11 protein-coding genes are annotated in these 15,188 nt (G+C 42.1%); 7 read left to right on the plus strand and 4 right to left on the minus strand.

Translation table 11 applies throughout. The annotated features are described in order from the left end of the window. The first annotated feature begins 103 nt into the window (after positions 1-103). The 4 genes from AACR75_RS07610 to rsmF all read left to right on the plus strand — a co-directional run bounded on the left by AACR75_RS07610 (position 104) and on the right by rsmF (position 7,357). Entirely contained in the window at positions 104-1,900 is a 1,797-nt protein-coding gene (locus AACR75_RS07610; RefSeq protein WP_047689487.1) for an ABC transporter ATP-binding protein, read from the plus strand. A gap of 31 nt (positions 1,901-1,931) precedes the next feature. Continuing rightward, entirely contained in the window at positions 1,932-3,191 is a 1,260-nt protein-coding gene (locus tag AACR75_RS07615) for a paraquat-inducible protein A (protein WP_047689489.1), read from the plus strand. Further along, on the plus strand, positions 3,184-5,823 hold the full coding sequence (locus AACR75_RS07620) for an MlaD family protein (protein ID WP_017050488.1): 2,640 nt from the start codon (positions 3,184-3,186) through the stop codon (positions 5,821-5,823). Before AACR75_RS07615 ends, AACR75_RS07620 begins: the two co-directional genes overlap by 8 nt. 112 nt (positions 5,824-5,935) lie before the next feature. Further along, positions 5,936-7,357 (plus strand): 16S rRNA (cytosine(1407)-C(5))-methyltransferase RsmF, encoded by a 1,422-nt coding sequence (rsmF, locus tag AACR75_RS07625; protein WP_197056801.1) that lies wholly within the window; start codon positions 5,936-5,938, stop codon positions 7,355-7,357. Positions 7,358-7,561: 204 nt separating this feature from the next. On the opposite strand, the gene AACR75_RS07630 is transcribed toward rsmF, so the two are convergent. Continuing rightward, positions 7,562-8,395: a CvfB family protein gene (locus AACR75_RS07630; protein WP_013856923.1), complete on the minus strand. Its 834-nt coding sequence runs from the start codon at positions 8,393-8,395 to the stop codon at positions 7,562-7,564. A gap of 98 nt (positions 8,396-8,493) precedes the next feature. Here AACR75_RS07630 and AACR75_RS07635 point away from each other — a divergent pair, with 98 nt between their 5' ends. Next, positions 8,494-9,846, plus strand: coding sequence for a hypothetical protein (locus AACR75_RS07635; protein ID WP_017044687.1), 1,353 nt, complete (start codon positions 8,494-8,496; stop codon positions 9,844-9,846). 14 nt (positions 9,847-9,860) lie between these two features. Here the strand turns inward: AACR75_RS07635 and AACR75_RS07640 are convergent, their stop codons facing one another. Beyond that, entirely contained in the window at positions 9,861-10,340 is a 480-nt protein-coding gene (locus tag AACR75_RS07640; protein WP_026028837.1) for a DUF4442 domain-containing protein, read from the minus strand. 119 nt (positions 10,341-10,459) lie between these two features. Next, positions 10,460-11,350 carry a putative PEP-binding protein gene (locus AACR75_RS07645; RefSeq protein WP_010319067.1) on the minus strand — a complete coding sequence of 297 codons (891 nt, stop codon included), beginning with the start codon at positions 11,348-11,350 and terminating at the stop codon, positions 10,460-10,462. A gap of 206 nt (positions 11,351-11,556) precedes the next feature. Here AACR75_RS07645 and AACR75_RS07650 point away from each other — a divergent pair, with 206 nt between their 5' ends. Both AACR75_RS07650 and AACR75_RS07655 read left to right on the plus strand, forming a co-directional pair. Next, positions 11,557-12,618, plus strand: coding sequence for a 3-deoxy-7-phosphoheptulonate synthase (locus AACR75_RS07650; RefSeq protein ID WP_047689494.1), 1,062 nt, complete (start codon positions 11,557-11,559; stop codon positions 12,616-12,618). 27 nt (positions 12,619-12,645) lie between these two features. Further along, complete coding sequence (locus AACR75_RS07655; protein ID WP_010319065.1) at positions 12,646-13,128, plus strand: YajQ family cyclic di-GMP-binding protein; 483 nt, start codon at positions 12,646-12,648, stop codon at positions 13,126-13,128. A gap of 49 nt (positions 13,129-13,177) precedes the next feature. Here AACR75_RS07655 and AACR75_RS07660 read toward each other — a convergent pair whose 3' ends face one another. Further along, on the minus strand, positions 13,178-15,133 hold the full coding sequence (locus AACR75_RS07660) for a tetratricopeptide repeat-containing diguanylate cyclase (RefSeq protein ID WP_047689496.1): 1,956 nt from the start codon (positions 15,131-15,133) through the stop codon (positions 13,178-13,180). Positions 15,134-15,188 lie beyond the last annotated feature (55 nt).

A 15,188-nucleotide genomic window follows, 5' to 3' on the forward strand; every position in this document is an offset into this window, starting at 1 on the left:
TTCTATGTTCATATAAACTCAACGACCTTTTGAAAACGGAAGACATCTATTTTTGAACAGCGTACAATTTCTCACACGATAAATAGGATGCATTCTCATCATAATGACTAATTCCAATGACACTATTAGCCGCTCTTGGGTAATAAAACAAGTAAAAAAACATCGACCTACACTTATATTTGCCAATGCGATCGCGGTTATTGCAACGCTGGTTAGTGTCCCTATTCCACTATTAATGCCATTAATGGTCGACGAAGTTCTGCTGAATAAACCCGCTTCTGGTTTGGCGATGATGAATACTATTCTACCGACGTCGATGCAAAACCCAACAGGCTATATTGCACTCACGTTATTGCTAGTGGTCTTGATGCGTAGCGTCAGCCAAGCGCTCAACATACTTCAAAGCCGTCAATTTACTTTGGTGTCCAAAACCATCACTTACCAAATGCGCTGCAAAATGATTGATAAATTAGGACGGATCAGCATCAGGCAGTACGAAACCAAAGGCAGTGGTGGTATTAATGCTCACTTAATCACCGACATCGAAACCATTGATCAATTCATAGGTAGCACACTCAGTAAATTTATCATCAGCCTACTGACCGTGTTAGGCACAGCAGGTGTTCTACTCTGGCTTGAGTGGCGTTTAGGGCTGTTTATTTTATTGGTCAACCCGATTGTGATTTACTTTTCACGTAAACTCGGAAGCAAAGTTAAGCATCTGAAAAAGCGAGAAAACCAAGCGTATGAACGCTTTCAAAATCGGCTAGTCGAAACATTAGATGGCATTTATCAATTGCGTGCCGCTAATAAAGAGCGAGAGTTTCTCAATGAACTTAAGCAGCAAGCCAACCAAGTCCGAGAGAATGCAGACAAATATGCATGGCAATCAGAGGCTGCAGGGCGCGTCTCATTTCTCCTATTTTTACTTGGTTTTGAGCTATTTAGAGCGGTCGCGATGCTGATGGTGGTCTTTAGCGACTTGACCATAGGGCAAATTTTCGCCGTTTTCGGTTATTTGTGGTTTATGTTAGGCCCAGTGCAAGAACTGCTGAGTATTCAATTTTCTTGGTACAGTGCAAAGGCGGCCTTCCATCGCATTAATGATCTGCTTGCACTGGAGGAAGAGCCTCGCCCTATTTGCAAAATTAACCCATTCACGGATAACCGCCAGGTCGATGTTGAGGTTTCTCACGTTAATTTTGCCTACGATAGTGAAAAGAGTGTGCTCAACGATCTCTCGCTCACGATTCCAGCGGGTAAAAAAGTTGCGTTGGTTGGCGCAAGTGGTGGTGGGAAATCCACGTTGATCCAACTGTTAATTGGTGTGTATCAGCCCAATTCCGGGCAGATCCGTTTTAATGGTGCGACCACTGAAGAGATAAGTTTTGATATTATTCGCGATAACATTGCCGTGGTATTACAACAACCTATACTATTCAACGACACCTTAAGGCATAATTTGACCCTCGGCGGTCAATATGCAGAAGAGGAATTATGGCAAGCGCTGCATATTGCACAACTGGATGATGTGACTGCGAATCTCAGTGACGGTTTAGAAACGCTAGTTGGCCGAAATGGTATTCGCTTGTCGGGCGGACAACGTCAACGTTTAGCCATCGCTCGGATGGTACTGAGCAATCCTAAATTTGTTATTTTGGATGAAGCAACATCCGCGTTAGATACGGTAACTGAAGCGGCATTGCACAATGCTCTGACTGGATTTTTGAAAGGTCGAACTACTTTAATTGTTGCGCACCGCCTTTCGGCTGTAAAACAAGCCGATATAATTTACGTGCTGGAAGATGGTCAAGTTAGTCAAATGGGTACGCATCGAGAATTAGTAGAGCAAGATGGGTTATATCAGACCCTTTATGGAAATCTCCAATCGTACGTTTAGTGATTGGGTAACAATAAATTAGGATGATTGTTTGTCTCAACATTCAGCGCTTATTCAACATCCACAATCACCTAACGGCGTGAGGTTGTGTCACGGCTGTGAATTGGCCGTTGATCTCGTCGAGGTTGAGCATGGGAAAAGTGCCTATTGCCCACGCTGCGGTACCCAACTGTACCGCGGTGGATCTCCCTCTTTATCTGGGGATTTAGCCGTCGCCATCACTTGCTTGTTACTGTTTATCCCCTCTCATTTTTTTGAATTCATCAGTATTCGCTTGGTTGGGGTGATGATCCCCGCCACCTTGCCATCCGGTGTCTTTGCGCTGGCTGAAGAGGGCTTTGGAGCGCTCGCTTTATTGGTGCTATTTTGCAGCTCTATTGCGCCACTTTTAGTGTGTGGTTCCGTAGTGACCGCTCATATCGCCTTGCGTTATCGATGGTTTCATCTACTGCGTGGCTCACTGATCATTATTCAGCGATTAAAAGCGTGGGTAATGCTCGATGTTTTTTTAGTCAGCGTGGCGGTATCTTGTTTTAAACTTCAAGATTATTCCGACATTTTTATCGGTGTGGGGCTGTATGGTTTAGTCTTGCTGCAACTGGCAACCGTATTGTTAGCGACTCGAGTTAGCGTAAGGCGCTATTGGCAAGCGTGGCAGCCAGAGAATCAATATGCCTTCGAGCGTAAAGAGGTGCATTGCCACCATTGCCATCTTTCACAACCAGAAAATACGCACTGCGTGCGTTGCGCGCAAAAATTATATCACCGGAAACCCAACTCGATACAACGAACTTGGGCCTATTTAATTGCAGCAAGTGTCACTATTTTCCCCGCGAACCTGATTCCAATATCGATTTTAATTACCAATGGACAGCGATTAGAAGACACCATCTTCTCTGGTGTTGCGTCACTGATTAATAGTGGTATGGTCGGAATTGCAATCATCATTTTTGTGGCCAGTATAATCGTGCCTATTGTAAAAATATTCGGCCTGACCTATCTATTACTGGCGATTAAATTTAAGCGAACGGTTTACCACCGTCAGAGAATGAACATTTATTTCGCGATTAAATGGATCGGCAAATGGTCGGTAATGGATCTGTTTGTCATCTCAATTATGTTGACACTGGTTGATCGCGGTCAAATTCTCGACTTCACTCCCGGTTATGGAGCCGTTGCCTTTGGCTTGGTGGTTGTACTCACCATGCTCGCCACGGAAAGTATGGACCCAAGACTCATCTGGGATAATTACCCAGAAATCGCAGACCAAAACGAGCCTTCACATGAGTAAACAAATTTCAAGCCAGCCCTCATACACTCCCGATGTTAAGCGAAACAGGGGCATCTCACCTTTGTGGATACTGCCCATACTCACCATGGCGCTCGCAGGTTGGTTAGTCGTTAAAGCCATTCACGATGCTGGCGAACGAATCCAGATCTATTTTTCGGACGCACAAGGCTTAGTCGCAGGGCGAACAACAATTCGCTACCAAGGGCTCGAAGTCGGCATGGTAAGAGATATTAAACTGTCCGAAGGATTAGAAAACATCTATGTGGAAGCCGATATTTATCCAGAAGCTACTCAGTTACTCAATGACAATACCCGCTTTTGGTTAGTGAAGCCAACGGCCAGTTTATCTGGCGTTTCAGGTTTAGATGCATTGGTTTCAGGAAACTATATTGCGATTCAACCGGGTAACGAAAATAGTTCAGCTGAACACGATAAAGTGTTTAGTGCTTTAGATGGTGCACCTTCTGATCTACTGCCTAATCAAGGGCTTATCATTTCTCTAAAGGCTCGCGATCTCGGAGGTATTTCTGTTGGCTCACAAATCGTCTATAAAAAAATTCCGATTGGTGAAGTGTTTAACTACAAACTCGATGACGATGCAAAGTCGGTACTCATTCAAGCCTCGATAAAAGACGAGTATCGCCACATTATTACCAATGAAAGCCGTTTTTGGAATGTCAGCGGTGTTGGTGCAAGCATTGGCTTTGAAGGTGTTGACGTCCGCTTAGAAAGTTTAAGTGCATTAATCGGTGGTTCAATTGCCGTCGATTCACCGGACGGTGGGGAGCCTGTTGAACAAAATACCCAATTTAGTCTCTATCGCGATTTAAAAACCGCAGGACGTGGTATCCCTGTGAAAATCACCCTACCCGATCAGCATAATATTAACCAAACTGGTGCCCCCATCATTTACCGAGGAATAGAAGTCGGTCAAATCACTGAATTGCAGCTCAGTAAAAGTCACCAACAGATCATCGCCTCTGCTGCTATCCAACCGGCTTTTAGCGATATGCTCAATTCGGGAAGCCGTTTTGTGTTGGAAGAGGCCAAAGTCTCACTCTCTGGAGTTGAGAACATCGGTAATTTGATCAAAGGAAATTACTTGACACTCATTCCTGGCAAGGGCGAAAAGGCCAGAAGTTTCACTGCTATTCGCCAATTTGAATTTAATCAGTCACAAGCAAAATCAATTGCTATCAAACTTACAGCTGAAAGCTCATATGGCTTAAATGTGGGCAGCCAGATTTTGTATCGAGGCATCGCGGTAGGTTCAGTAATTGACGTAAAGTTGCAGCAAGACAGTGTTGTGCTCAATACGCTGATTGATGAAGAGTACACATCACTCATACGCTCACAGAATCGTTTTTACATTACAGGCTCGGCCACCGCAGAGCTCACCGAATCAGGCCTTAATGTTTCGATCCCTCCTGCCAAACAACTGCTCGCCGGCTCAATCAGTTTCATCAGCGAAGGCGCTGAAAATGCGAGTAATGAGTACCCGCTATATCAAAGTAAATCCTTAGCTGAGCTTGCAAAATATAATCAAAGCGGCTCACAGACACTGACTCTTTTTGCCGACGAGCTTCCTCCCATCAATCCGGGCAGCCCGCTCCTATACCGTAATCTTCAAGTAGGCAGTGTTTTTGGCTTTAAGCTCACTAAAGAAGGTGTAAAAATCGAGGTCAAAATAGAGAATCAATATCGCCATCTGATTACGAATCAAACTGTTTTTTGGAACCGTTCTGGCGTCGAAATTAATGCAACACTTGCAAGCGTAAAAGTCAAAGCCGCTCCTTTAAAAACTTTAATTCAAGGAGGCATTGCATTTGATTCGTTGCAAGGTATTGATAACAAAGATCAGAATTTGTGGAAGCTCTATGACAGCTACGATCAAGCACGTAAGGCGGGCCAAGAAATCATCTTAACGGCCGATTCATCATTTGGCGTTACGCTAGGAACATCCATCAAATATAACAATATCACTGTGGGAGAGGTTGTTTCTGTAACACCTAATTTCAAGACAAACCAAGTTACACTCCAAGCGAGAATTGAGCCTAGCTACGCATTAGGCATTGCCAGAAATGGCTCTCACTTTTGGGTAGCGAAAACTAAGATTGGCTTCAATGGTGTTGAAAATCTGCAAAACTTACTCAGTTCCAGCATTGAGGTCCAACCTGGGTTTGGCGATGTGCAGTATCAATTTGAACTAGAAAAACAGCCACAACAAGCACTCGGTATTGAATTCACCTTACAAAGTGAAACACGAGGATCAGTGACTGAAGATAGCCCGGTTCTCTACCGTGAAATGGAAGTGGGCAAAGTAACCCATGTTGCTCTAGGAGACTTTGCAGACCGCGTCATGTTTACCATTGAAATCCAAAAAGAGTTCGCTTATCTGGTTCGCAGCAATAGCGTATTTTGGAACACTTCTGGCGTCGATGTATCCATCGGTTTATCTGGTGCAAATATAAAAGCAGGCACGTTAGATAGCATCATGAAAGGCGGAATTACATTTGCCACTCCAGAGCAAAAACAGCTACAGCCTATAGCTAAACAAGGCCAAGCATTTTACTTATATCCTGAAGCCAAACCAGAATGGCGCCAATGGCGAACAGCCATACCAAAACCTTAAAGGGTTAACCTTGATTCTTATAAAATGCAGCTGATCGGCTGCATTTTTTATTATTTTGATCTCATCACGATTCTTATATAATCCGGCCTCAACTCCCAGACGAGATACTGCTTTGCACGCCAATATAACCCTACCTGAACCTTTTCTTGCGACAATTGAAGCGATACTGCCCACACATCTAACGATGAGTGATTTTATTGCAGCTTGCCAGCGTCCTTTGCGTAAAAGTATTCGAGTCAACACGCTAAAAATCTCTGTCGATAGTTTTTGTCAACGCGCCGTAGAAAAAGGGTGGGCTTTATCACCAGTGCCTTGGTGTAATACGGGTTTTTGGATTGAAGCCGATGAGTCTGTCGTACCTTTAGGTAATACCGCCGAACATATGGCAGGGCTTTTTTACATTCAAGAAGCCAGTTCTATGATGCCAGTGTCCGCTCTTTTCACTGGCGATGAATCGTTCAATTCAGTACTCGACATGGCGGCGGCTCCGGGTTCAAAAACAACGCAAATTGCGGCGTGTATGGAAAATGAAGGCGTATTAGTCGCCAACGAATTTTCAGCCAGCCGTGTTAAAGTGCTGCATGCTAATATCGAACGCTGCGGTGTACGCAACAGTGTACTGAGCAATTTTGATGGTCGAGTCTTTGGCGGTTGGTTACCGGAACAATTTGATGCGGTGTTAATAGATGCTCCATGCTCAGGAGAAGGTACCATCCGTAAAGATCCTGATGCGATGAAAAACTGGAGTAAAGAATCTGTATTGTCGATTTCCACAACACAAAAAGATTTGATTGAAAGTGCGTTTCAAGCTTTAAAGCCCGGCGGTGTGATGGTCTACTCAACCTGTACATTGAGTACAGAAGAGAACCAACAAGTGTGCTTGCATCTACAAGAAAAATATCCACAATCAGTTGAATTTGTTTCCCTTATTTCATTGTTTGAGGATACAAAAGCAGCTATTACAGACGAAGGGTTCTTGCATATATTCCCTCAAACTTATGATTGTGAAGGTTTTTTTGTTGCAAAAATCCGTAAACTTAGCTCTGTACCCCACCCTGAAGTCAACAAACGCTTAGGTCAATTTCCTTTTGCGAAAGCCAACCTTAAACTCACACAAGAGATCGCGGATCAACTCATGAAAACGTTTGAAGTTGTGATCCCCGATAATACCAGTGTCTGGCTACGTGATAATGATGTATGGTTATTTCCAAACGCACTGGAACCTATGCTCGGCAAATTCCGCTTCTCTCGCATGGGGATAAAAATCGCTGAAACACATAAAAAAGGTTATCGCTGGCAACATCAAGTCGCTACATCGTTAGCGACTGGTAACGAATCAAACTGTATCACACTATCGATTGAAGAAGCGCGAGATTGGTACATGGGCAGAGATGTCAGACCAGCACTACAAACTGGCACTGGCGAAGTGCTGGTTAAACTCGGTAACGATGTGATTGGCCTAGGAAAATGGGTAGGAAACCGCATAAAAAATGGTTTACCAAGAGAACTCGTTAAAGATAAAAATTTGTTTTAACACACCCCAAAATAGGACAAAAATCTAGAAAACACGCGCACTTCTAGCGATAACAACTATACTTACAGGGAAGCATAAGTACGACTATTTTAATGATTAGCGTAGGCTCAAATGAGCCATTCCCCTAGGCCCAAAAACGGAAAAGTTTTGGGCCTTTTTTTATCGTCAAGGAAAATAGATTGCAACAGGAGGTGGACGCCTCAGCTATACAAGATGAATTCCATCTTCCCCAATGGTAATTTTTCCCTGCTTGTACAAACCACCAATACTCTTCTTAAAGGTTCCCTTACTGGTACGGAACATCGAAAAAATAGCTTCTGGTGTCGATTTATCACTTAATGGAAGAAAACCACCCTTTTTCTCAAGTAACTCTATGATCTTAGTGCTTAGCTCATCCATTTTTGCTACGCCAATTTTTTGCAGAGCTAGGTCAATTTTTCCATCTTCACGGATATTTTTGATGTAGCCTTTTAAGGTCTTACCAATAAACAACTTACCAAACACATCTGATGGGAAAATCATCCCCCAGTGCTCGCCATTGATGATGGCCTTGTATCCGAGTTCTGAGTGTTCTGCAATTAATAGATCAACTTGCTGATTCTGCGTATAGTTTGCAGGGGTTTTGTCCAGCCACTTGTTGAATTTAGTTGTGCCTACGATGCGGCCGGAAGCCTTATCAGTGTAGACATACACTAAAATCATTTGTCCTTCTTTAAAACGAGCACGCTGTTCGCTGTAAGGCACCAATAAATCTTTACCCTTCAGACCCCAATCAACAAAAACACCAGTGCTATTCACACCCTGAACTTTCATCAATCCCCACTCGCCTACTTTTGCAATCGGTTTTTCAGTCGTCGCGGCAAGTTGATTGTCTGAATCGAAATACAAAAATACGTCTATTTTCTGCCCCAATTCAACCCCATCTGGGGTAAATCGTTTAGGCAGTAAAGTGGTTCCAAAATCTTCAGCATCCAAAAATACGCCGAAATCAGCAATCTTCACGACTTCTAAACTGTTTATTTGACCAACGTTAATCATTTACTATGTCTCACCTCAATTTTGCAGAGATTATACGTGATCTCTGTTATCCTTTCCTGCATTCAAGGGAAAAATAAGCATTTTTTCAGGAGCTTTCTTTGGTTAATGTCGATAAGCAAGATACCATCACGCTTAAAATTTCACATGCCATGTCTCAGAGCAAAGAACTTGATCTAGACATTTACCTATTCATTCCCGGTGATTTAGGTCTAACACCCGAAATACTTCCTGAATCTGACTTTTACTATAGCTTCATCCACCAAGAGCGTGCGTATTACAGTGATAAAACGTTACTGCCCTTAGTGCACAGCCGACTTGCACAACGAGGCCATCTCTCTTCTACTCAGTATCGAGTCAGTTTGAGTTTATTTGCTTATCAGTATGTTATCGCTCTAGATAAAGCTGTAGTACAACTCAATACGACGAGTGACACCGTCACATCAGATGAAGTTGATAGTGTCATTGAACTCTCTTTAGATATTTTGAAAAGATTGCGCCGCAGCATTCCTTATGAAGAGAGCTTAAAACGCTATTACGCCAATATTGATAACTATTTATCTTGGTATACTGAGCAAAAGTTTCTTTCCCTAGTCGCACACATGAACCGCGATGGTGAATATAAAACCATAAAAGAGCGTCTAATTACACTGGTTGAGAAAGAACAGGCACATCGTAAACTTAACAATTACAACTCGGCAAAGGCAGGGGAAGACATCACTCGGCTGAGTAACAAGATGCGCCTACTACGCCGTTTAATCGAGCATCCCATTGTGCTTAATGAACACGTCACTTCTTTAGGTAATAACATGAAGCGTGCCGTAAAAGGCATCGCGACTGGGCTTGTAATGCTGTTTGTCACCGTCATCGCCATTACAGCTCGCGACTATTGGGGGGAAATCACCGCCTCTTTTATCATCGCTATGTCGTTTGTTTATGCATTACGCGAGATCTTTAAAGATGACTTACGCGATATGCTGTGGCGCTGGATCCGTAAAGGAAAACCTAAATGGAAGCGTCGTTACATAGACCCAACGACCGGAAAATCTGTGGGTTACAAAATTGAATGGCTTGATTATACCAACCTGAGTAAATTACCAGACCGAATCAAAACAATTCGAAAGAAACGCATTGTTCAAAGGGAGGAACAGGTACTTCACTATCGCTCAGAAACGGCCATGTCAACTTCACGCTTCATGAGTGGCTATGAGGAAACACGCGAAACTTTACACATTGATCTACGCCCTATTACCCGTTTGATGGACAAAGGCTCTAATCGCATTTATCAGTTAAGTGGTGGTCAAGTGAGTCGAGAAACCGTAGAAAAACGGCACTTGCTCAACTTGATTATCAAAGAAGATAACCATAAAGAAGAGCCCCGCTACTACCGTTGGAAAATTGTTTTAAATAGAAATAAGATTGTCGACATTGAACCGATAGAATTAAGCGAGTAGTCTCTAATTCAGCCTTATTTACCAATACGCTTTAACGATAAAGTAAGATGAAACTCCGCCATAGGCTCGTCACCATGCAATGAAGGACAGGTTGCAATGATCTTTACTGTCTGATTGACTCGCTCTCCGGTCGCGATAGTTTCATCAAGCATACTGTCTATTAGCTGGCCATCATGGCAATGAAAATGAACATCCGCCTCCGGCCTTTTTAAAAACTCCGCACTAACCGCTTTAAACGCCAACGATACTTTGGAGCCACGCTGTTGTGCTTTATGCATTGCCATAAAACCGCCCGCTACGTCTGCACCAACGGCTAACACACCAAAATACATACTATTTAAATGATTTTTATTGCGACGTTTAAGTGGAATTCGAATTTCTACAGAGTGTTCGTTTAGCACTAAAATCTTTGGCCTGCAGGACCAAATCAATGGCACTTTTAAAAAACCAAACAGATTTAAGTAAAGATTCGCTTTTGTTAATGGGGAGAGCATGAGGCTTGACCTTTTCAATATGGTTGTCGGACCAGTTCAAGGTATACGCTGTGAAATGTCAATAAGTTGTTACAAAAAGTTAGGGTTGAGCGCAGCTATTCTGCGCCCAAATCAGATCATTACATTTTTACCACAACATCAGCCTGAACACTTTCAGCTAAGTGCTCCTGCAGCTTTGGATAACTTGCTAGTGCTTGGGTGACGACCAAAATCGGCTTATTCGCATGACGTGCCGCTTTTGACGCTAAATCGAGCAACGTGATGACCGCCTCACTCTCTGGATTAAACAAATGGGAAAGTTCGGGATTCTCTTTATCAATGCCTAAGGTGTATTGTGTTAAGTTATCGATGTTGATGACCACACCATCAAAATAGTGCATCAAACGCTCTGCCAACAATGCCGCTGATGGAACATCGCAAGAATAAAGCACTTTCAAACCATCTAAACTCCGAGGTAAAGACTGCTCTGCCAGTCGGTCAATGATCGTAGCCGCATCACTTAATGTTCGAACAAATGGCACCACAATTTCGATGTTCAATCCTTGCTTGCGCAATGCCTTGATCACAGCGCATTCATAACTAAACGCTTTTGCATACTGGTTGGAAGAAAAACGCGATACGCCACGCACTCCCATCGCTGGGTTAATTTCATCCGTTTCAACACTTCCACCGATCAACGCCTTATAAGTGTAACTATCTGCATCACTCAAACAGACACGAATCGTAGTGTGATTTTTTTGAACCGCTGCCACGACTCTATCAACAATGGTTGACGTAAAATGCTCCGCCACCGCTTTGTCATCAAGAATGGATTGCAAAGAGCCTTGCTCAAGTTCAGTTAGATTCGCAAAATGTTGCTCAATCGAAGGATGATAAAACAACGAATCTAAAATAATGTCGGACAGCGATACGTACAAATGCTGGGCATTTCCACTTGATTCAATTGCCGCTGGAAGGGCATCACCTAAGATCAACTGAGGGTGGATCGTATCATGTTGTGCCAAACTCATTCATTACTCCCTACATTTTTAATTATCTTGCTCAGGAAAATACCCATAGCCGAGTATTAATTCAAGTAAAAGTAAATATTTATGATAAATTTATGAATAAAATTTCACCTTACAGATGATAAGCAATAAGTTTTCCGTTTTGGAGTTTATTCCTATTGCCAATTCCGTTATCTTTACCGCTTCGCAATAAGAGTACAGGCTTTACCATGCCATTAAAAACAGATGAATTAAGAACTCAAGCCTTGGGCCCAATGCCGACTCCGGCAGAGCTTGGAAATGCGCATCCGATCACAGACGACGTAGCAGAGCGCATCGCAAACTCACGCCGTCAAATTGAAAATATTCTGACTGGTCACGGTGATCGCTTGCTAGTCATTGTCGGTCCGTGTTCAGTACACGACACTGAAGCCGCAATGGATTACGCTCAACGTTTGAGTGCGATCCAAGACCAATATAAAAATGAACTGTTTATCGTCATGCGTACCTATTTCGAGAAACCACGCACCGTTGTGGGCTGGAAAGGTTTGATTACGGATCCCAATCTGGATGGTTCATATGCACTGGAAACAGGGCTCAATAAAGCACGGAAATTATTATTAGATATCAACAAGCTAGGCCTTGCTACTGCGACTGAATTTTTAGACATGATCACCGGGCAATACATCGCAGATCTCATCACGTGGGGAGCTATTGGTGCACGTACTACGGAATCTCAGATACACCGAGAAATGGCGTCTGCGCTGTCATGCCCTGTCGGTTTTAAAAATGGCACGAATGGCAACATCAAAATTGCTATTGATGCCATTCGAGCGGCCCAAGCATCGCATTACTTTTACTCACCGGATAAAAATGGCCGTATGACCGTTTATCGTACCAGTGGTAACCCCTTTGGCCATGTTATTTTACGCGGTGGTGATACAGGGACAAACTATGACGCTGACTCCGTATCTGCAGCCTGCGAGCAACTGATCGAATTCGGCTTAGCCCCGCGCCTCATCGTAGATTTTAGCCACGCGAATTGCCAAAAGCAGCATAGAAAACAGATAGATGTAACGGCCGACATCTGCACACAAATACGTACAGGTAAGGATTTCGTTGCTGGTATTATGGCTGAAAGCTTCATTATCGAAGGTAATCAGCCAATGCATGACTTAAAGAACCTCACCTATGGTCAATCGATTACCGATCCATGCTTAGGATGGGATGACACAGCAACTATGCTGGATATGCTGGCACAAGCGATCACTGACCGCCGTAACTTAAAGTAAATACTAAGCAATAGATAAGGAAACACCATGCCTTCTTTTGATATCGTTTCAGAAGTCGATACTGTTGAACTTCGTAATGCTGTCGATAATGCAAACCGAGAGCTTTCTACTCGTTTTGATTTTCGTAATGTAGAAGCTGGATTTGAACTCAAAGATGAAGTTGTAAAACTGTCTGCAGAAGATGATTTTCAATTGGGTCAAATGATGGATATTTTACGTGGCAACCTCGCGAAACGAGGTGTTGATGCCAAAGCGATGGAAGCGAAAGATTCTGTACATTCCGGCAAGCGCTGGTTTAAAGATGTCCAATTTAAACAAGGACTGGACCCGTTAACCTCAAAGAAAGTGGTAAAAGCCATTAAGGATGCCAAGCTCAAAGTCCAAGCATCCATTCAAGGTGAAAAAGTAAGAGTAACGGGTAAAAAGAGAGATGATTTACAATCAGTGATCGCTCTAATGCGTGAATCAGATATGGGCCAGCCATTCCAGTATGACAATTTCCGAGACTAACAGCACCACGAATAAAATATCAAAGCCACCTCACTAGGTGGCTTTTCAATCACTGATAACTATCATTTACAATGAATCGATTCCTTCCTTCTGACTTCGCTTGGTATAACGCTTGGTCTGCACTCTCCATTGCACTCTGCCACGACAACGCCAACTTAGACACCGACTTCTCAGCAATTGCTCCAATGGAAACAGTTACAGGAACCCGCTGCCCTGCCCAGTAAAATGATGTTTGTTCGACTTGAGCACGAATTCTCTCCAAGACTTCTTTAATATGAGCTTCTGGTGCACTAATGATCATCACAAACTCTTCACCTCCCCACCTCATAAGTAGATCTTCAGGTCGAAGCTGCTGTTTCAGAATGGTAGATAATTCCCTTAACACTTCATCCCCCGCTTCATGACCATACTGATCATTTATTTTTTTGAAATAGTCGACATCAATTATGGCTAATAAATGTGGTTTATTATTAGTTGTTTCTTCCTGATAAGAAAACCAAGTATCAAGATATCTTCGGTTATACAAATCCGTGAGTGGGTCATGTGTAGATTCAACTTCTAACTTTGCATGATCCTGCTGTAAAGTTGAGTGTTTGATTTTAAATTTTTTATACTTCCGATAACTAATTAAAGATAAAAAGCTAATAATAATAAATAACAAAAAATACAACCATTCCCTAAATTCCTGAGCTTGTATCTGCAGCTTCTGTATATCGTTCTTAGCACTTAATAGCAATAATTCTTGTTCGTCGAGTTTTCTGTCAAATTGATTTTTTAGACTCAATGCCTCTTTTTCTCTAGACTGAAGGATAAGTTTTTTTTCTAATGTTGCCATTTTCTTATATTCAAACAATGCTTCATCATACCGACCTTTTTGTTCATAAATTCTTGAAATAATATCAGTAGCATATATTATCCTTGGCACATTATTGTGATCTGTATAAATTCCTACCGCTTCTTTGGCGCTCAAGATAGCCAATTCTAACTGAGTTTTTGCAAGGTAGACTTCCGCTAAACTCTCTTGACAGTATGCGGTAAATAAGGGATTAGACTCTTCCCTAGCAAGAGATAAACATCGAATCATAATATCTAAGGCATCTTCTGTCTCACCTTGATTTAATAAATTATCGGCTAAGTTAACCATAGTCTTAAACTGCAACTGTTTAGAACCTGTTTTCATCGCTCTATCAAAAGCAAGTTCAACATTGCGCTGCTGAGATTCTTCACGTCCTAGCGCTGTATCTATCACACTGGCATTAGTATATAAAATAGCTTCGGTGAGTGAGTTAGAGAAATTATGATTCTGGTATACTTTCAAAGATCTCTTACTATATATATCAGCGTTTTTCCAATCCTCCGTATGAATATACACAGTCGATATATTGTTTAGAATTATGCACATTTGTATAGCATATTTATTCCTATCAAATAATTGATAAGCAATTTGATAATATTTTAAGGCTTTCTTTAAATTGGTTTGATCAAATGAAATATTACCCAATAAATTATAAACTCGCCCTTTCAACCCATTATATCCAATACGCTCAACCATCTCTAGAACATCATTGAGTAAGGATTCAGATTGAATTAATTGTTGTGATGAATATAATTCCTGTGCTTCATAAAAATAAGCCTCCGCAATAATCCAGTCTATATTGTATTGACGACCAATAGCCAATGCTTCCTCAGTAACTAGAGGAGTAATTCCCGCAAATTGTATTAAATTATTTTGTGAAAATATATAGAGAGCTTTTGCCTGAGGTGACCACCACTGTCGCCAATCCGTAAAAGAGCTTTTGATAACTTCAGGACGCTCAAAAGAATCATAATATAAATTGAGAAATGAGGCATCGCTTTTATTAATATTACAGCTCAAATAATCATCTGCACAGAACTCAGCTTCTTGCAACTTTGAGTGACATTGTAACGACATAAAAATAGAAACCAAACTCACAATGCTAACCACAAGGAAGGATTTGAACGAACGTGGCATCGATTTATACATAGTACATAAGCTCTTCAGTTTTGAGTCATCTTCGTTTTATCAGGCTCGGTCTGCA

This window comes from Vibrio sp. ZOR0018 (assembly GCF_963865925.1).
Classification (GTDB): Bacteria; Pseudomonadota; Gammaproteobacteria; order Enterobacterales; family Vibrionaceae; genus Vibrio; species Vibrio anguillarum.